The 18,687-nt window shown below is 35.4% G+C and carries 11 protein-coding genes; 3 read left to right on the forward strand and 8 right to left on the reverse strand.

All coding sequences use genetic code 11. From position 1 onward, the window contains the following. Positions 1–30: 30 nt before the first annotated feature. Both J7574_RS05000 and J7574_RS05005 read right to left on the reverse strand, forming a co-directional pair. A complete protein-coding gene (locus J7574_RS05000) occupies positions 31–2,790 on the reverse strand; it encodes an AsmA-like C-terminal region-containing protein (protein WP_290965044.1) in 2,760 nt (919 codons plus the stop codon). 52 nt (positions 2,791–2,842) lie between these two features. After that, positions 2,843–3,424, reverse strand: coding sequence for a tRNA-(ms[2]io[6]A)-hydroxylase (locus tag J7574_RS05005; RefSeq protein ID WP_290965047.1), 582 nt, complete (start codon positions 3,422–3,424; stop codon positions 2,843–2,845). Positions 3,425–3,538: 114 nt separating this feature from the next. Here J7574_RS05005 and J7574_RS05010 point away from each other — a divergent pair, with 114 nt between their 5' ends. Next, the gene (locus J7574_RS05010; RefSeq protein WP_290965050.1) at positions 3,539–4,780 is read left to right on the forward strand and encodes a glycosyltransferase family 4 protein; all 1,242 of its coding nucleotides are present in this window, start codon (positions 3,539–3,541) and stop codon (positions 4,778–4,780) included. Between the two features lie 199 nt (positions 4,781–4,979). Here J7574_RS05010 and J7574_RS05015 read toward each other — a convergent pair whose 3' ends face one another. The 6 genes from J7574_RS05015 to porU form a co-directional block, all read right to left on the reverse strand. After that, on the reverse strand, positions 4,980–6,827 hold the full coding sequence (locus J7574_RS05015) for a hydrolase/aminopeptidase (RefSeq protein ID WP_290965052.1): 1,848 nt from the start codon (positions 6,825–6,827) through the stop codon (positions 4,980–4,982). A gap of 110 nt (positions 6,828–6,937) precedes the next feature. Beyond that, positions 6,938–8,575 (reverse strand): pyruvate dehydrogenase complex dihydrolipoamide acetyltransferase, encoded by a 1,638-nt coding sequence (locus tag J7574_RS05020; protein WP_290965054.1) that lies wholly within the window; start codon positions 8,573–8,575, stop codon positions 6,938–6,940. 5 nt (positions 8,576–8,580) lie between these two features. Beyond that, the gene (gene pdhA / locus J7574_RS05025; RefSeq protein ID WP_290965055.1) at positions 8,581–9,579 is read right to left on the reverse strand and encodes a pyruvate dehydrogenase (acetyl-transferring) E1 component subunit alpha; all 999 of its coding nucleotides are present in this window, start codon (positions 9,577–9,579) and stop codon (positions 8,581–8,583) included. A gap of 158 nt (positions 9,580–9,737) precedes the next feature. Then, the gene (gene cdd / locus J7574_RS05030) at positions 9,738–10,220 is read right to left on the reverse strand and encodes a cytidine deaminase (RefSeq protein ID WP_091128148.1); all 483 of its coding nucleotides are present in this window, start codon (positions 10,218–10,220) and stop codon (positions 9,738–9,740) included. 80 nt (positions 10,221–10,300) lie between these two features. Next, complete coding sequence (gene porV, locus J7574_RS05035) at positions 10,301–11,506, reverse strand: type IX secretion system outer membrane channel protein PorV (protein WP_290965061.1); 1,206 nt, start codon at positions 11,504–11,506, stop codon at positions 10,301–10,303. A 40-nt stretch (positions 11,507–11,546) separates the two neighbouring features. Then, positions 11,547–15,383 carry a type IX secretion system sortase PorU gene (porU, locus tag J7574_RS05040; RefSeq protein WP_290965064.1) on the reverse strand — a complete coding sequence of 1,279 codons (3,837 nt, stop codon included), beginning with the start codon at positions 15,381–15,383 and terminating at the stop codon, positions 11,547–11,549. Between the two features lie 212 nt (positions 15,384–15,595). Here porU and gldJ point away from each other — a divergent pair, with 212 nt between their 5' ends. Next, positions 15,596–17,281, forward strand: a complete 1,686-nt coding sequence (gldJ, locus tag J7574_RS05045; protein ID WP_290965420.1) for a gliding motility lipoprotein GldJ — start codon at positions 15,596–15,598, stop codon at positions 17,279–17,281. Between the two features lie 118 nt (positions 17,282–17,399). Beyond that, entirely contained in the window at positions 17,400–18,686 is a 1,287-nt protein-coding gene (gene murF, locus J7574_RS05050; RefSeq protein ID WP_290965067.1) for a UDP-N-acetylmuramoyl-tripeptide--D-alanyl-D-alanine ligase, read from the forward strand. Position 18,687 lies beyond the last annotated feature (1 nt).

Raw genomic sequence — 18,687 nt, forward strand, 5'->3', positions numbered from 1 at the left:
GAATTTAAAATTTTGGAATTTGAATTTCATTTATTCAGTATCCTTAGTCTCTTCCAAATCTTCGGTTTTTCGTCCCACTTTTACTTTTGGATTATCTTGAGTTCCTGTAACAGTTAACGGAATTCCGAAAATGCCAAAAGGAGGTAATCCTAGACGCATTTTCAAGTTTAATTTTCCGTTTAAGCTTGATGTTCCTTCAATTCTTGGTCTAAAGCCTGCAAACTTAAATTTAAAGCGTTCTACCGTTATGATATTGTTTTTAACGGTTGTTTTAATGTCAACTTTAGAAAGGTCTGGATTTTTGATAGACTCTGTGTTCGTTTGTTTGCTTACAGCACTAAACATTTTCAGGCCTCTTACTTTTACATCTTTTACAGAAAGTGTTCCGCCGCCCACAAGAGAAGGATAAACAGGTTCCATATTTCCATTTAAGCGGCCTTTTAATTGATAATCTAAAGAAACAATTCCTTGTGCTTTCTCTGCGGCACTTGCCATTTTTCTGAAAACTTCAATTTCGTTATAAGCTCTTTTGATGTCAAAATCTGTAGCTTTTATAGAATAGTCAAAATTCGCTTTTTGCGGAGTTACCGCTTGATAATTAGCATTCATAGAAACTTGGCATCCAATTAAATTAAAGCCAGTGTTCTGCATGGTTAATTTGCCATTTTTCATAGTTAAATTTCCAGTTGCATTTTGAAGGTTTAATTTGTCGAAATTTACTTTTTGAGCATTAGCTGTCAATTGTAAATTTAAATTGGTTGGAATGATGATTACTCCAGTCTGAGCACTTTCTGATGGTTTTGCTTCCGGTTTTGGAGCCGAACTCTGCGTTACAGTTGTATTTGGATCTACGCTAGACATAAATTCGTCTACATTGATATATCGAGAAGAAACTTTAAAAGAACCTCTTAAAACGCCTGTATTGGTCATGACGTAATTGAAAACGTTTTGTAAATAACCGTTCATTTTAAAATCAGACTGCCCGTAAGCGGCTAAGAAATTATTGAACGACATTTTATCCTGATTGATTTTGAAAATACCTTCTTTGATGATAAATTTCTTTGGAAGATATTCAGAAGCAATTCCGATGTTTCTTAATTCAAGAGTTCCTTTGTTGTTGAGTTTGCTGTAATTTCCTTTTTCGGCATGGCTTTGTTTTCCTTTCAAAGAAACGTCTGCTTTTACGAAACCGTCAAGGTCAAGGCCTTTTTGAGAGAAAACTTTATAAATTTTGCTAATGTCCAATTCGCCTTTAGCTTTTACGTCGTAATTTAAATCATCAAAATTGCTTAAATCGGCTTGTACAAAAACAGGTTTCCCTTCAAAAGTAAATTGAGTTGGAGTTAAACTTACCTTCAAATCTTGAAAAGTACCTTTTTGGTTCTCGATTTTCGATTTAATCGTAATGTTGGTAATCGGATTTGGGTAATATGGTGTTTTTAAATATCCGTTGTCCAAATTCAAGACTCCGTTTGTAACAGGAAAACGCTTGTTTTTCTGGTCAAATACTCCATTTGCTTTTACATCTCCAGCCAAAGCTCCTTTTAATTCGATATCTGGGATTCCAAGTGCTTTAGTTAGTTTTTCAAGATCAATTTTAGCTTTAAAATCAGCATTAATATCTGGCGTATTTACACCTTTAACCAAAAACTTCGATTTTAAATAATCTTGATTAATGTTTAAAGAAAGGTTTTTGGCATCAACAATAACTAAGTCCGGATTTAAAGACGGAACGGTTGTTTTGATGTCTAAATTTAAGTTTGAAACAGGAAAGGCGCTTTTGTTGTAATTCACAAAACCATCTTTTATTTTAACATCTAAATCCAAATCTGGAGCGATATTTTCTGAAGAAATATATTTTCCTTTTAAGGTTAGAAGAAGATTGGTGTTTCCTTTTAATTCGGTTTTAGAAAGCCAAGTAATGTATTTTGGAGGAAAAGCGGTAAAAACATCATACAAATCGCTATTATCAGATTTAATAACGAAATCCATGTTATAGCCGTCTTTCAAGATGTCAAATTTTCCTTTAAAATCGACCAAAAGCTGATTGATTTTAAGGTTGTTCTGTTGGAAAAAGAAAGAAAGGGAGTTTATGTTTACTTTGGTGATCAAATCAGCATCGACTTTTTTATTCATTAAATACGGCTCATCTTCGTAAACGATATTTAATTTCTCGATTTTGGCTTTTGAGTATAAATCAAAAACGGCTTTATTCAAGTCTCCTTTTCCTAAATAATTGAATCCGAAAGCGTCAAAATGAACTTTTGTCGATTTATCATCATAAATAATCTTGCTGTTTAAAATTTCAATTCGGTCTAGTTTTAAAGCAGTGTCAGAACTATCTTTTGATTGCGAAGCTTGTTCTTGCGATTTATAAATGTTGTAATTGGCTTCTCCATCAGGATTGACTTTTACATTTATAAACGAATCTGATAAATAAATCTGATCAATTTTTACCGATTTACTGAAAATTAGACTTGCGACATTTATCCCAAAAGAAACCTCTTTTGCAGTGATGAATTTTTCGTTTGTATATGGCGCCGAACCATTCAAACTTAAATTATCTAGAGTTAAAGTAAGGGAAGGGAAATGGTGGAAAAATGAAACCGAGACATCAGAATAATTCAATTCTGCGCTTAATCTTTCGTTGGCAGTTTTCTTTATCTGCTCTTTTATCTGATCCTCAAAAACGATAGGCGTTAAAAATAATAATCCTATAATAACCGCGAGAGTTATTCCGAAATACTTCGCAATTTTAAAAACGATTGATCTGGATTTATTTTTCTGCATAACGAGTTGTAGTGTTTAATCTAATAAAAAAAAGTAAAAAAAAGAGCGTAATTTATCCGTGAACGGTTTCTTTTTTACCATAATTGGTAATGATAGAACCTTCATATTCAATCCATTCTTTCCAACGCTTATCGATGTCGATATTGTCTTGGTATTTCCTGGCAAAACCCAAAAAAGTAGTATAATGTCCAGCTTCAGAAATCATTAAGTCGCGATAGAACTTTGCTAATTCTTCGTCTTGGATGTTTTCTGAAAGCACTTTAAAACGCTCACAGCTTCTGGCTTCTATCATTGCAGAAAACAATAATCGATCGCAAAGTGCATCTCTTCGGCTGCCGTCTTTTTTCATGAATTTAAAAAGTTCATTTACATAATGATCTTTTCTTTCACGGCCTAATGTGAGTCCGCGTTGTTTGATGATGTTGTGAACCATTTGAAAATGTTCGAGTTCTTCTCTGGCAATTTCAAGCATTTCGGTTACTAACTCTTCGATTTCAGAATTATATGTCACGATGCTAATGGCGTTTGAAGCTGCCTTTTGTTCGCACCATGCGTGATCCGTTAAAATTTCTTCGATATTTGATTCCACGATATTGACCCAGCGCGGATCTGTGGCTAATTTTAATCCTAACATAATTTCCCAGCATTTAGATTTTGCAAAATTAGTGATTTTTTACGACCGAATATCTGGAAATTGGGTGCAAATCCGCGGAAAAAAGCATTATTTTGTAAAATGAAACCAAATAAAATGCAACAGCTAAAAAAACTTTTAATTATAGGGTTTGTATGGCCTGAGCCAAAGTCTTCTGCGGCAGGTGGAAGGATGATGCAGCTAATTTCGATTTTTAAACAAAACGGATTCGAAATTACTTTTGCAAGTGCAGCTCAGGATAGTGATTTTATGGTTGATTTGTCTGAGTTTGGAGTTGTAAAAAAGAAAATCGAACTTAATTCTTCTACTTTTGATGATTTTATTTTAGAATTGAATCCAGATGTGGTTTTATTTGATCGTTTTATGATCGAAGAACAATTTGGGTGGCGTGTGATTGAAAAATGCCCAAAAGCAATTCGAATTTTGGATACTGAAGATTTGCATTGTTTGAGAACAGCACGACAAAAAGCTTTCAAAGAAAATAGAATTTTTGAAGCACAAAATTTATTGTCTGAAGAAGTGGCAAAACGAGAAATTGCCAGTATTTTAAGATGTGATTTGTCTCTAATTATTTCTGAATTTGAAATGAATCTTCTTAAAGAAGTTTTCAAAATTAATCAAGATTTACTTTTTTATCTTCCGTTTTTGGTTGATGAAATGAAAGAAGAAGATCTTTTAAAGTTCCCTTCTTTTAATGATCGCAAGAATTTTGTTTTCATTGGTAATTTTCTTCATGAACCCAATTGGAATACTGTTCAATATTTGAAAGAATTGATTTGGCCTTCTATAAGAAAAGATTTTCCAGAAGCGGTTTTGGAAGTTTACGGTGCCTATCCTTCGCAAAAAGTACTGCAATTGCATCAGCCTAAAAATGGTTTTTATATCATGGGAAGGGCAGAAGATGCAAATGAAATTGTGAAAAAAGCTAGAATTGTTTTGGCACCAATTCGCTTCGGAGCAGGTTTGAAAGGTAAATTATTGGAAGCAATGCAATGCGGAACGCCTAGCGCGACCACTTCGGTTGGTTCTGAAGCGATGCATGAAGGTTTGCCTTGGAATGGTTTTATTGAAGATAATCCAACAGAATTTGCTAAAAAAGCGATTGCACTTTATCAAGACGAAAATCTTTGGAAACAATCTCAAAAAAATGGAATCGCAATCATAAATAAATGCTATCAGCAAAAGAATTATTCAGAAAAGTTGATTGAATTAACGAATTCACTTTTGGCAGATTCTGAAAATCATCGTCTTCATAATTTTATGGGGAATTTATTGCAGCATCATGCATTTAAAAGTACGATGTACATGTCTAAATGGATTGAAGCGAAAAATAAATAAAAAATCACGATTACATTGCAATCAAGATTTTGGATATGATTTTATCCCGTAGGGATTAGATATTGGTAGAAAAAACGGTTGCATAAAATCATTTGTCCCGTCAGGGACTACATCAATTCTTTGGAATGTGTAGTCCCTGACGGGACAATAAAAAAACGATCGATTTTTTTCTGCCGATATACAGTCCCTTCGGGATTTTTTATTTTAAAATGCCTTCAACGGCTTGGATTGTTGTAGCATGATAACCAGATTTTGCTTTTTCAAAAACCTGTTTTGCCCAAGCTTTTCCTTCTGGTGTTTTTACCATTTCTTTATAAAGCATCATTATAGATCCTGTTCTGCTGATTCCGATCAAGAATTGCTCAATTGCAGGATAAGCAGGTTTGTATTGGTGAATTAATGCCTGAACAAACCATTGACGTTTGATGATGAAATTGCCGCCTTTTGTAAAGTTGAATTCTTTGTCAATTGCGTCCATTTCTGCAACTGTAATATCAGCTGGAAGATGGTCTATAAAATGCTGTTTTTCTGCTGTAGTCGTGATTTTTTTACTTAATCTGGCAACACCGGTTTTTCTCCAGCTTTTTTGGATAGCGTCAATCGCATCAAAATCAGGGGAGCTTACAGGAACAATGTTTGACGGAATTCCTGGTTTGTAAATCCAATCGTCTAATTTAATTTTGTCTGCCAAAGCCTTATCGCCTTTAATTAAATTTTCATTTAAATATTTTACAAAATCTTCTGTCGTAATAGATTGGAAAGCATGCGAATCGAAATAGTTTTTGATAAACGAATCAAATTTTTCTCTTCCAACAGCATTTTCAATAACTCTTAAGAAAGCATATCCTTTTACATAAGGAATCATGCTTATTCCGTCGTCAGGATTTCTTCCTGTCAAACTAACTTTTAATCTTGTGTCTGGACTTGTGTCTCCGTATTCTGCAACATTATCGGTCAATTCTTTGTTGGTGATAACGTTTTGCATTTCAAATTCTTTTTTGCCAAAAATAGCTTCTCCAATTCTGTGTTCTACATAAGTGGTGAAACCTTCGTTTAACCAAATATCGTCCCAAGTGGCATTGGTAACTAAGTTTCCGCTCCAGCTATGCCCTAATTCGTGTGCCAATAAACTGGTTAGAGAACGATCTCCAGCGATTACTCCCGGAGTTAAGAAAGTTAAGTTTGGATTTTCCATTCCGCCATAAGGAAAACTTGGAGGTAAAACCAAAACGTCATAACGTCCCCAGCGGTAAGGGCCGTATAATTTTTCGGCAGCCACAACCATTTTTCCAAGTTCGGCAAATTCCCAAGCCGATTTTTTCAGCATGGATGGTTCTGCATATACTCCAGTTCTGTTGTCGATGGCTTGAAATTCAATATCACCAACTGCAATTGCCATTAAATAAGACGGGATCGCTTTATCTTGTTTAAAAGTATAAACTCCAGTATCATTTTTCTTCTGCGGATTTACAGCGCTCATAACGGCTAGTAAATCTTTAGGAACCGTAACTTTTGCATTATAAGTAAAACGAATTCCTGGCGAATCTTGACACGGAATCCAAGTGCGAGACCAAATGCTTTCGCCTTGAGAGAAAACAAAAGGTTTCTTTTTGTCTGTTGTTTGTTCGGGTTTCAACCATTGCAAAGCAACTCCGTCTTTAGTTGTGTTGTAGTAAATGTTTACTTTAGTTGTATTGGGTTCAATTGTGATGTGAAGTGGTTTTCCGTGAAATTCAGTGTCTTTTCCAAGTTCAAATTTCGTTTCTTTTTCTTCATCGCCCAAAGTGACTTTTGTAATATTTAAAGTGTTTTCGTCGAAAATAATTTCGTTTCCTTTGCTGACATTGTCAATTGTCCAAGAAGCTTTTCCTGAAATCGTTTGGCTGTCAAAATCGACTTTAATATCTAGATCAAGGTGTTTTACAACAGCAAGTTCTGGTTTCGAATAACTGTGTTCATCAACAACGGCTGCTGTTTTTTCGGTTTGTTCTTTTTTCTGGCAGGCAATTGCTGTAAGAAATAAAGTTACAAGGATTAGTTTCTTCATTTTATGAGGTGTTGAATTAGGAGATGAAAATTAAACAAAAAATCCCGTTTTGAATAAACAAAACGGGATTTAATTATAGTCTTCGACTTCGCTCAGACTGACATATTGGATTACGCCAACATTGTCACTGGGCTTTCGATGTATTGTTTTAATGTTTGTAAGAACTGAGCTCCAGTTGCACCGTCAATAGTTCTGTGATCACAAGCTAATGATAACATCATCGTGTTTCCAACTACGATTTGACCGTTTTTAACTACTGGTTTCTCAACAATTGCACCTACAGAAAGAATTGCAGAGTTTGGTTGGTTAATGATTGAATTGAATTCAGTAATACCAAACATTCCTAGGTTAGAAACTGTAAATGTGCTTCCTTCCATTTCTTGTGGTCCTAATTTTTTGTTTTTAGCTCTTCCAGCAAGATCTCTTACGCTTCCGCCAATTTGAGATAAACTCATAGCATCTGTAAATTTCAATACAGGAACTACTAATCCGTCTTCAACAGCTACAGCAACACCAATGTTTACGTGGTGGTTGATGATAATAGCATCTTCTTTCCAAGTAGAGTTGATTTTTGGGTGTTTTTTCAATGCTAATGCACAAGCTTTGATTACCATATCGTTGAAAGATACTTTTGTATCTGGAACGCTATTGATAGCAGCTCTTGCTTGCATTGCTTCGTCCATGCTTACTTCGATCACTAAGTTGTAGTGAGGCGCAGTGAATAATGATTCAGATAAACGTTTTGCAATAATTTTACGCATTTGAGAGTTTTTGATCTCTTCTGTGTAAACTTCTCCAGCAGGAACAAATACTTTTGGAGCCGCAGGAGCAGATGCTTCTTGTTTAGCAACAGGTGCAGAAGCAGCAGTTTGTGCTTGAGCAGATGGAGTAAAGTTCTCGATATCGCTTTTCACAATACGTCCGTTTTCTCCAGATCCTTTAACTTGAGATAATTGGATTCCTTTATCAGAAGCAATTTTCTTAGCTAATGGTGAAGCTAAAATTCTTCCGTTTGAAGTTTCAGCAGCAGCTTCTGGTGCTTTTTCAGCAGCTGGAGCAGCTTTGGTTTCTTCAGCAGCAGGAGCGCTTGCAGTTGCAGCACCTCCAGCAGTATAATTTTCAGCAATTCCAGAAATATCAGTTCCTGCAGGTCCGATGATAGCCAGTAAGCTGTCAACAGGAGCAGTGTTTCCTTCTTGAATTCCGATGTATAATAATGTACCAGCATTGAAAGACTCAAACTCCATAGTTGCTTTGTCTGTTTCAATTTCTGCTAAGATATCGCCTTCAGCAACAGCATCACCAACTTTTTTCAACCAAGTAGCTACTGTTCCTTCAGTCATAGTGTCGCTCAAACGAGGCATAGTTACCACTACAACACCTTTTGGTAATTCAGCTGCAGCTTTTGCAGGAGCAGCAGTTTCTGTTTTTGCTTCAGCAGCAGGAGCCTCTGCTTTTGGAGCTGCAGCAGGAGCGTCACCACCAGCTAAAAGAGCAGAAATATCTTCTCCTTCATTACCGATGATAGCTAATAATGAATCAACAGGAGCAGTTTCTCCAGCTTGAATTCCGATATGTAAAAGAGTTCCTTCGTTAAAAGATTCGAACTCCATTGTTGCTTTGTCTGTTTCAATTTCAGCAAGGATATCTCCTTCGCTAACTTTGTCGCCTACTTTTTTAAGCCAAGTTGCTACCGTTCCTTCCGTCATTGTATCGCTCAAACGAGGCATTGTTACTTTAATTGCCATAATTCTTATAATTTATGAGGTGTAAATGGATAGTCTTCTTGTGCGTATACTACATCGTATAATTGTTGTAAGTCTGGGTATGGAGATTCTTCAGCAAATTTCGCACACTCTTCAACTAAGTCTTTAACTCTTTGATCGATTACTTCAATTTCTTCTTCAGTAGCAAATTTTTGATCCAAGATTACATCTAATACCTGCGTAATAGGGTCAATTTTTTTGTACTCTTCAACCTCTTCTTTAGAACGGTATAATTGTGCATCAGACATAGAGTGTCCTCTGTAACGGTACGTTTTCATTTCTAAGAAAGTTGGTCCATCTCCGCGACGTGCTCTTTCGATAGCTTCGTGCATTGCTTCAGCAACTTTTACAGGATTCATTCCGTCAACAGGTCCGCAAGGCATTTCATAACCTAAACCTAATTTCCAAATGTCAGTGTGGTTTGCAGTTCTTTCTACAGAAGTTCCCATTGCATAACCGTTGTTTTCAACGATAAATACAACTGGAAGTTTCCATAACATAGCCATGTTGAAAGCTTCGTGTAAAGAACCTTGTCTAGCAGCTCCGTCACCAAAATAAGTTAAGGTAACACCACCAGTGTTGAAATATTTGTCTGCGAAAGCAATACCAGCTCCCACAGGAATTTGAGCACCTACAATTCCGTGTCCTCCGTAAAAGCCATGTTCTTTAGAGAAAATGTGCATAGAACCTCCCATACCTTTTGAAGTTCCTGTTGCTTTTCCTAAAAGTTCTGCCATTACGTTTCTAGGATCAACTCCCATACCGATTGGTTGAACGTGGTTTCTGTAAGCAGTAATCATTTTATCTTTGGTCAAATCCATAGCGTGTAGAGCACCCGCTAATACAGCTTCTTGACCATTATATAGGTGTAGAAAACCTCTAACTTTTTGTTGGATGTATAACGCTGCAAGTTTGTCTTCAAACTTTCTCCAAAGTAGCATGTCTTCATACCACTTTAAATATACCTCTTTTGTAACTTCTTTCATCTGAATCTTTCTTTTGCTAAAGTTGTTTGTGTTATGATCATTGTTGCCTGTAACGCAAAATAGTTTCCTCCCACAAATTTGCGCCCGAAAGGTCGGGATGCAAAAATAAGACATTACATTTAAGAACTAAAATTTAAACGCTACTTTTTGGCTTTTTTTTACAAGAACTTTTTATCAAACATCAATGGGAGCAGATTTTTTAATGAAGACGATTTGTAAACTTCGCCAATTTCTCCCATAAAATAGATTTCTATCGGCGTGTCTTGTTTTATCTCATATTCTGCTATAGATTGTCGGCAAGATCCGCAAGGCGGAATAGGAGCAGTAGTCTGATTAGTGTCTGAAGCTGCTGTGATTGCCATTTTTAAGATTTTGGCTTCTGGATAGGCGCTTCCGGCATAAAAAATTGCTGTTCTTTCTGCACAAAGCCCAGACGGATAAGCTGCATTTTCTTGGTTGGAGCCTAAGATAACTTTTCCGTTATCTAAAAGTAAAGCGGCGCCAACTTTAAACTTTGAATAGGGTGCGTAGGCTTTTTTTCTAATTTCTACAGCTTGATTCATTAAATCCTGAATTTCTGCAGGAAGCTCATTTAAATTGTCAAATATTGTAAATGAAGAGGTTATGTTAATTTCTTTCATCTGTTTTTAAGGGAAAAAAAATCCAAATTCCTAAAATGCTGGAATTTGGATTGAATTGTTTTTATTTTGATCTTTTCTCTTTAATAAGTTTCGTATTTGTCGCCAAAGTTAAACGTTAAAGAGAAACGAAGCGTGTTTTCTAACGGATTTTTTATTTTTGATGCTGAGAATAGGTACGAAACATCAATTTTCATGATGTTGTATTTAAATCCTGCTCCTAAAGAGAAAAATTGTTTAGCTCCTTTCTCTGGGCTTTCGTGATAGTAACCTAGACGGAAAGCAAAAGCGTCTTGATACATGTATTCTCCAGCAACACTATATGTTACTTCTTTCATTTCTTCTTTAAATCCGCCTGGCGCATCTCCAAAAGATTTAAACATTCCTTGAAACCACCCAATGTCGTTATAATTTCTATAAGCAGCATCTGTAGCTTGCTGTTGTGTAATATCTTCAGGATCGTTATAGTCTCCATCACCGTTTCCATCAACTGGAGCTTGAACGCCTGGAGGAGTTGGAACTAAAAGTTTAGTAAGCTCGGCGCTTAAAGTAAGTTTGTTGTAATCGTCAAAAATGAAATCAAATCCACCTCCTAATCTCAAATTGGCAGGTAAGAAGTTTGAACTTACATTATCATGATCGTAACTAATTTTTGGTCCCATGTTCTGAAAGTTGACACCTGCTCTCCATCTTCCGTTGAAATTTTGATAAGCAATTTCTTCCGATTGGTAAAAAGCAGCTACATCTACAGCAAATGAACTTGCCGAAGTAGCATCAACTTCTTCTGAAGCGACTTTTAAATTGGAGTTAATAAATCTTGCGGCGACTGCCATAGAGAATTTCTCACTTAATTTAAGAGAATACGATCCGTCTAAAGCAAATTCGTTCGGATTTACCTCTCGCACAGCCTCATTTGGATCTCCAGTATATCTCAACTCGATTCCTCCAAAACCAAAATAACGGAAACTTCCTGCAAAGGCGCTTCGTTCGTTTATTTTGTTGTAATACGTAATCTGACCTAATGAAATATCATTGGCAAGATCTGTTAAATAAGGAGTGTAACTAATAGAAAGACCCTGTGCATCTTCAGAAAATGCATATTTTGCAGGATTCCATTGTTGTGAGAAAACGTCGGCAGAAGTGGCTACGCCTTGATCGGCCAAACCTGCTGCTCTAGCATCAGCAGCGACTAATAAAAAAGGTACTCCAGTAACAATGGGTCTTGATTCCTGAGCCCTTGAATTGTAAATGCTAACAATACAAATTAATAAGAGTGATAGTTTTTTCATTTATGGGATTAGTGTTTTGGTAGTGCAAATATATATAATATTATAGGATGACAAGCTTTTCGTATTTTTCTGCTTTTTTATTTGTTAAATTAGATTTTACAGTCAGTTTGTAAATATACACTCCTTTTCCGATTCTGTCACCAAAATCATCTCTTCCGTCCCATGTTATTTCTCTAGATAAAAATCCTTCTGTTGTAACAGTTTGATTTTTTGTCCAGACTACTTTTCCTGTAATGGTCATTACCTGAACTTGTACGTCTAATGGTTCATAAGGCCTGTTGTGCGAAAACCAAAATTGTGTATAAGTTGAAAATGGATTTGGATAATTAAGAACGTGTGATAAAGTCAAGGAATCGTCTCCTACAACTGTAAATTGAATTTCACTCGTAACAGGATTATTGTAAACATCCCAAGCGGTAAAACTTATGGTGTGCAATCCAGGAGCCAAATTTCGAAATGGAAAACGTAAATTTCCATTGGTGTAATCGTCTAATTTTGTCTGGTAATAATCATTCAAAATATAAGGATTGCTTACATCTCCGTCTAAAATAGCAACAATATCATGCCCGATTCCGCTTGCTGTATTAATTCCGTTTTCGTCTTCTAAAAACGCCAAAAGAAATGGGGATTCATTTGTAATTCCGCCAGATACAAAAGTTTCGTCGTTCATATATAACTTAACTTTTGGACTTATATTGTCCTGAGGTGCATTTTCGTTAATTCCTCCTATTTTTATGGTGTTGTTGTAGCCAGTTTGGTTTTCTAATGCTTCATTTTTCTTCGCATAAAAACTAATTCTGCCATTGTCTACAGGAATTCTGATGTCTCTAGGAACTACAAAGCTAAATTCGAATTGCCCGTTGGTAACCGATGCATTTCCTCTAAAAATAGTTTCTCCAAGGGTTTTAAATTGCATCGGCGGACTAAATCCGTCATTATTTAATGTGGTATTCGTGATTAATTTATCAAAAATAGCTGTAGCTAATTCTCCGTTGTAATTGCTTAAAAGATTGTTGTTTTCGTCTGTGATTTCTCCTGAAATTTTAATTTTTGATAATGATTTTAAATCAGGTATTGCTTGCGAAATCACAATGTCGTTTACTTTTGTTAAATTAATTCGTGGTTTCGGGATGGCGAGCATTAAGGCAGGATCACCTAAATAAAAAACAACATTGCTGGCAGAACTCGGATTTTCATTTTTGGATATTCTTAAAGACTCTGCGATGCTATTATATTGGTTTGATCCATAAGAAAGAAGGTTTTTGCTAAGTGTTTTATTGAAATCTTCGGCATTTGTTTGTCCGATTTCTCGAATTGTCGTTAACATCGAAATAGCGCCTCCTTTTGGGTTCCAGAACACATATTCACCTGCAGTTGGTCTTGTAGGATCATCAAAACGTGAAAATTCGCAGGTAATGGTAATAAATAAAGGGTATTTGTATTGGTTGGTTAGGTTTTGCCCGTCTGATTTCTCCCAAATTCTTTCGCTGGCTAACCCGTCTTCTCCGCCATGTCCTAAATAATTAAATATTAGAGCGCCTTTTTCAAATGCATTAAAAAAATCGGTTCTTGCTTTAGGATATCGCGATCCTCCAGCTGAGGCTTCTTGTGTATAAGCGTCTAGAAATATCTTATCGATATTTAAAAAAGGTTTTTCGGTTGCAATTTGATCTGCCAGCGCATTTTGATTAGCTTGTAAAGTCTGATCGCCCGGTTTGTCGGAATCATCACTGATTAAAACCATATTGTTTCTCCAATTTCCGTATGATTTTGTGTCGTAATATTCAAAAACTTTGTTGACCATATCTTGTGCTTGGGCATTATCTGAAACTAGCATTCTTCCTACGGCTATATCAATCCCTGCAAGAGACGGAATGATAACGCCTTCGTTTGCATCCATCAACCCATAAAAATCATCAGAAGCAAATGAAGCTTCTCCTACGGTATTGCTTATTAAGGATTGATATATAGGTACAATATTAGAGTTGTTCGAAATTCGGTCTTTGTAGTCAAACGAAGCATCGCCAAATAAATTTACGAAACGCACTCTTTTTTCTGGTGAAGAAGCATTGTTGTAAATATATCTAATGCAGTTTCTAATGGCAGCAATATCTTGTTTGCCAGATGAAAACTCCTGATAGATATTTTCCAAAGCAATCACTTTGACATTTAAATTGGAATTTGTTCGATGAAAACTGGCTAGTCTGTCGGCTTGAGAAGCTAAAGATTTTGGTGTTATTATGACATAATCAATATCTTGAAAAGTACTTTGGTTATTTCTGAAAATGGTTCCTTTTAAATTCTGATTGGCAATTTTCGACTGATTTTCTTTTAGGGGAACATAATAATCGGAAGGATCGATTGCAATATATTTTCGAACTTCGCCCAAATTGGCTTTAAAGCTAAAAGTAGCCTGATTGGCATTTTCTATTTTAGATACATTATATAGGTCTGTAACATCCCAAATTTGAGTTATGCCCGATGCATTACCGATTGTATAATTGGCAATTCCTGCAGTAGAACCAGCGGCGTTGTATTGAAAAGGGAATTGTTTGCCCGTTCCTAGTAGTTTTCGTTTTGCAGTAAGGTTGATGTAATCTAAATATCCTTTCGATCCAGGAACACCATTATTATTATAGGTAAGTTTTATTTTAATATTGTCTGTTCCAGTAAATTGAGTGTTTGATGGCAATTTTCCTGTAGTGTATTTGGTATCGGAGTTGGCAATTAAAGGCGGAAAGTTTATAGATCCTACAGTTTGTGAATTTGCTGTTATAGCAAAAGAAGTGGTGGTTAAAGAGGCAGATGCGGCACTTACTTCTATTTTTACAGGTACAGAGGTGTCAAGATTTGGAAAGCTAAATGAAAATTCCTGTTCTTGATTAATGTCAAATGATTCTCCGAGCCATTGGCGGCCAAGATGCACAATGTTGGTTTGGTCAATTTCGTGATACTGATAGTCATCAAACGTGTTTAACTCTAAAGTGCTGTTTCCTGTTGGCTGATTTAGGTTTTGAATTCTCTTTCCGTCGCCTCCAGAAGTTGTAATGTAATAATAGGATTTATTGTCGTATAAATTTAAATTGGTTTGGCTTTCAGAGCTCCAAGTATCTGTTCCTTCGGCATAAAAAAGAATGTAATCTTCATTATTGAAAATGCCGTCATTTTCACCTATTATCTGTATAGTATTTTCTGTTAAATCATCTGGATAATAAGTGTTATTAGGAAGAGGAAGCATTCTTCCGCCGTTTCCATATACTTTTATTTTTCTCGGATCGGTTTTAGAAGGATCAAATCCTAAACTCTGAAGAAATGATTTGTTTATTCTGTAAACTCCAGATTTCTCAATGTAAAAGCGATACCAATCTCCAGAAGCTAAAACAGAATTGGAAATCGCAGCCGATTTTTGAAACGAAGAAGTGGCTGCGGTCCTTGCTGTTGTAGTGTTAATATAGTAAGAAAAGGATTTTATGCGTTTGTAGCTATTTTCTTCCTTAATTATAGGAGATAAAGAAAGGAAAGAATATCGAATGTCTCTTGCATTGGTAACTATTATGGATTCATTTGGTTTTTCAGGGATATTTTCGACTGCTAAATCTCCTAAATCTACTCTTGAAACCGATTCGTAAATGACATTGCTAATTTGTACAGAACTCCCGTTTGAAACGTTCGATTGGTTTAGATTTTGAAGCAACATTATGCTTTTTTTTGTAATGTCGAAGCGAAAACTGCTTCCTGAGAAGTGTGGAATTGTAATTTTATTTTCGCCGTAATTTATCTCTTTTTTATTCTGCCAATCGATCGCGATAGCCCCATTTATCTGGGAAAACGAAAGAATTGGAATCAGAAAAAGAGAGATAAGTATTACTTGTTTCATGAGTTTAAAAAGCAAAATTTAATTAAATAATAATTAGTAAGTAAAAATATACTATTTCATGTTACAGTAAATAATAAAAAGTATATTTTTGCGTTCGTAACTAAAGGTTATTTTCTGGAAAAAACAGCTAAATAAAATTATTAGAACAGATGTTGCCAATTAAATGTTAATTATTATATTGCACCACCTAAATTTATCACCTAAGAATGAGTATGAAAGTAAACAAAATTGTAGTCTTGCAGTTAATGATGTCAATGGTATTGATGTTGGGCACGGCTAGTTGTAGCAAAAAATCGAGTTCCACTCACGCTTCTAGAGCTACTGGCTGGGATGTAGATAGTCAGAATGGAACTGCTGCCAGAAATGCAGGTAAAAAACAACAGGCTGGTCCTGGTTTGGTTTTTGTTGAAGGAGGTACGTTTACTATGGGTAAAGTACAGGATGATGTTATGCACGATTGGAATAACACGCCAACTCAACAACACGTTCAATCATTCTATATGGATGAAACCGAAGTTACGAACGGTATGTACTTAGAATACCTAGAGTGGTTAAAGAAAGTTTTTCCACCAACAGAAGAAAATTACAAAAATATTTATGAAGGAGCATCTCCTGATACATTAGTATGGAGAAATCGTTTAGGATACAACGAAACGATGACTAATAACTATTTAAGACACCCTTCTTATGCTAACTATCCTGTAGTTGGTGTTAACTGGATTCAAGCAGTTGAATTTAGTAAATGGAGAACAGACCGTGTAAACGAGGCTGTTTTAGAGAAAAACGGATATCTTAAAAAAGGAGCTAAAACAAATGATGTAAATGCTGAGAATGCATTTAATACTGAAGGATATTTAATGTCTCCAAGTACATCACGTGGTGCAAGCGAAGAAATCGTATTAAAGAAAAATCCTGACGGAAGAAGACCTAAAGCAGGTAAAGATGGTGTTGTGCCAGAAGAAAAAAATGTTTACGCACAACGTTCATCTGGAATTATTTTACCAGAATATAGACTTCCTACAGAAGCAGAATGGGAATATGCTGCAGCTGCTGACGTTGGACAAAGAGAATACAATATCTACAAAGGACAAAAGAAATATCCTTGGTCTGGAGATTACACACGTTCTAATAAACGTAAGAACAAAGGTGATCAATTGGCTAACTTTAAGCAAGGAAACGGTGATTACGGTGGAATTGCAGGTTGGTCAGATGACGGAGCAGATATTACAAATGCTGTGAAAAGTTATGCACCAAACGATTTCGGTCTTTATGATATGGCAGGAAACGTTGCAGAATGGGTTGCTGACGTTTACAGACCTATTATCGATAACGAAGCGAATGATTTCAACTACTACAGAGGTAACCAATACGCTAAAAACAAAATCGGTAAAGACGGTAAAATTGAAATTGTTACAACAGCTACTATTAAGTACGATACTTTAAGCAACGGTAAAGTTATTGCAAGAAATCTTCCAGGAGAAATTGCTCAAGTGCCAGTTGACGAACAAGAAACTTACTTGAGACAAAACTTTAGCACAAGTGACAATATCAACTACAGAGATGGTGATAAGCAATCTTCTAGATTTTTTGATTTTGGTGATTCAGAGTCTGGTTCTAAAGCAGATCAGGCAATGTACAACTCTCCTAAACACAACGTTACAACAGACAGTTTAGGAAAAATGATCAGAAAATATGATAACTCTAGTAAACGTACAACTTTAATCGATGACAAAGTAAGAGTTTACAAAGGAGGTTCTTGGAGAGATAGAGCTTACTGGTTAGATCCAGCTCAAAGAAGATACTTCCCTCAAGATATGGCAACTGACTACATTGGTTTCAGATGTGCAATGTCTAGAGTAGGTTCAAAATCTGAAAGAAGAAAATCTCCTAGAAACTAAGATTTAGGAATTATAATATCAAAAATTCCAAATTCCAAAAGCTGAATATTCAGTCTGGAATTTGGAATTTTTTTATGGTTTTTTTTCTACTTTTATTACCTATTAAAAAATATATTAAATGAATATTCAAGACATTCATAACTTGTTTTTGCAGTGCAGTTCTCTATCTATTGATACAAGAAAAATCGAGAAGAATTCGATGTTTTTTGCTATTAAAGGAGAGAATTTTGATGCTAATACATTTGCTAAAGAAGCGTTAGATCTAGGAGCTTTATATGTTGTAATTGACAACGAATCTTACTTTATCGACCACAGAACTATTTTGGTAGAAAACAGTTTGCAAACGCTTCAGGAATTGGCAAAATTTCACCGAACTTATTTAGCGCTTCCAATAGTTGCCTTAACAGGGAGTAACGGAAAAACTACCACAAAAGAGTTAATCAATGTGGTTTTGTCTAAAAAGTTTAAGACCAAAGCGACAATTGGTAATTTAAATAATCATATCGGTGTGCCGCTGACATTGCTTTCTTTTACAAAAGAAATACAAATCGGAATTGTGGAAATGGGAGCCAATCATCAAAAAGAAATCGAATTTTTATGCCAAATTGCACAGCCAGATTTTGGATATATAACCAATTTTGGAAAAGCGCATTTGGAAGGTTTTGGCGGAGTTGAAGGCGTGATTGCTGGTAAGAGTGAAATGTATCAATATCTTGCGGCCAATCAGAAAACTGTTTTTGTGAACTTGGAAGATCCGATTCAAATTGAGAAATCAAAAGGTATAAAGTCTTTTACTTTTGGAGTAAAAAAAGACAACGCCAATTTAAATATCCAGAACATTGTAGCCAATCCTTTTGTTGCTATTGAATACAATGATTTTTCGATAGAATCGCATTTAATAGGACTTTACAATGCTAATAACATAAATGCGGCGGTAGCAATCGGAAAATACTTTGATGTAAAAGAAAGCGATATAAAGAGCGCTATTGAGAATTATATTCCGGCAAACAATAGATCTCAGATGATGCAAAAAGGTTTAAATGAGATCATTTTAGATGCTTATAATGCTAATCCGAGCAGTATGGCAGTGGCAATTGCCAATTTCTTGCAGTTAGACAAGAAAAATAAAATTATGATTCTTGGAGATATGTTCGAACTGGGAGATGAAAGTCTTCACGAACATAAAGTTATAATTGATTCGTTAGCAAACCAAAAAGAGGCTTTGTGTTTTATGATTGGAAAGTCTTTTTTTGCTAATAAAATTTCAAATGAACAGATTCAGTTTTTTGAAACATTCGATGCTTTTGCCGAGTTCTTAAAAACTTTCAAATTTGATTCTAATATGATATTAATAAAAGGTTCGAGAGGTATGGCCTTAGAACGAACTTTAGATTATATTAAATAAA

Source organism: Flavobacterium sp. (assembly GCF_017744675.1).
Classification (GTDB): domain Bacteria; phylum Bacteroidota; class Bacteroidia; order Flavobacteriales; family Flavobacteriaceae; genus Flavobacterium.

Coding starts and splice junctions, on each gene's coding strand:
- J7574_RS05000 (WP_290965044.1), bottom strand. CDS start 2,790: ATGCAGAAAAATAAATCCAGATCAATCGTTTTTAAAATTGCGAAGTAT.
- J7574_RS05005 (WP_290965047.1), bottom strand. CDS start 3,424: ATGTTAGGATTAAAATTAGCCACAGATCCGCGCTGGGTCAATATCGTG.
- murF (WP_290965067.1), top strand. CDS start 17,400: ATGAATATTCAAGACATTCATAACTTGTTTTTGCAGTGCAGTTCTCTA.
- cdd (WP_091128148.1), bottom strand. CDS start 10,220: ATGAAAGAAATTAACATAACCTCTTCATTTACAATATTTGACAATTTA.
- J7574_RS05015 (WP_290965052.1), bottom strand. CDS start 6,827: ATGAAGAAACTAATCCTTGTAACTTTATTTCTTACAGCAATTGCCTGC.
- J7574_RS05020 (WP_290965054.1), bottom strand. CDS start 8,575: ATGGCAATTAAAGTAACAATGCCTCGTTTGAGCGATACAATGACGGAA.
- porU (WP_290965064.1), bottom strand. CDS start 15,383: ATGAAACAAGTAATACTTATCTCTCTTTTTCTGATTCCAATTCTTTCG.
- pdhA (WP_290965055.1), bottom strand. CDS start 9,579: ATGAAAGAAGTTACAAAAGAGGTATATTTAAAGTGGTATGAAGACATG.
- gldJ (WP_290965420.1), top strand. CDS start 15,596: ATGAAAGTAAACAAAATTGTAGTCTTGCAGTTAATGATGTCAATGGTA.
- J7574_RS05010 (WP_290965050.1), top strand. CDS start 3,539: ATGCAACAGCTAAAAAAACTTTTAATTATAGGGTTTGTATGGCCTGAG.
- porV (WP_290965061.1), bottom strand. CDS start 11,506: ATGAAAAAACTATCACTCTTATTAATTTGTATTGTTAGCATTTACAAT.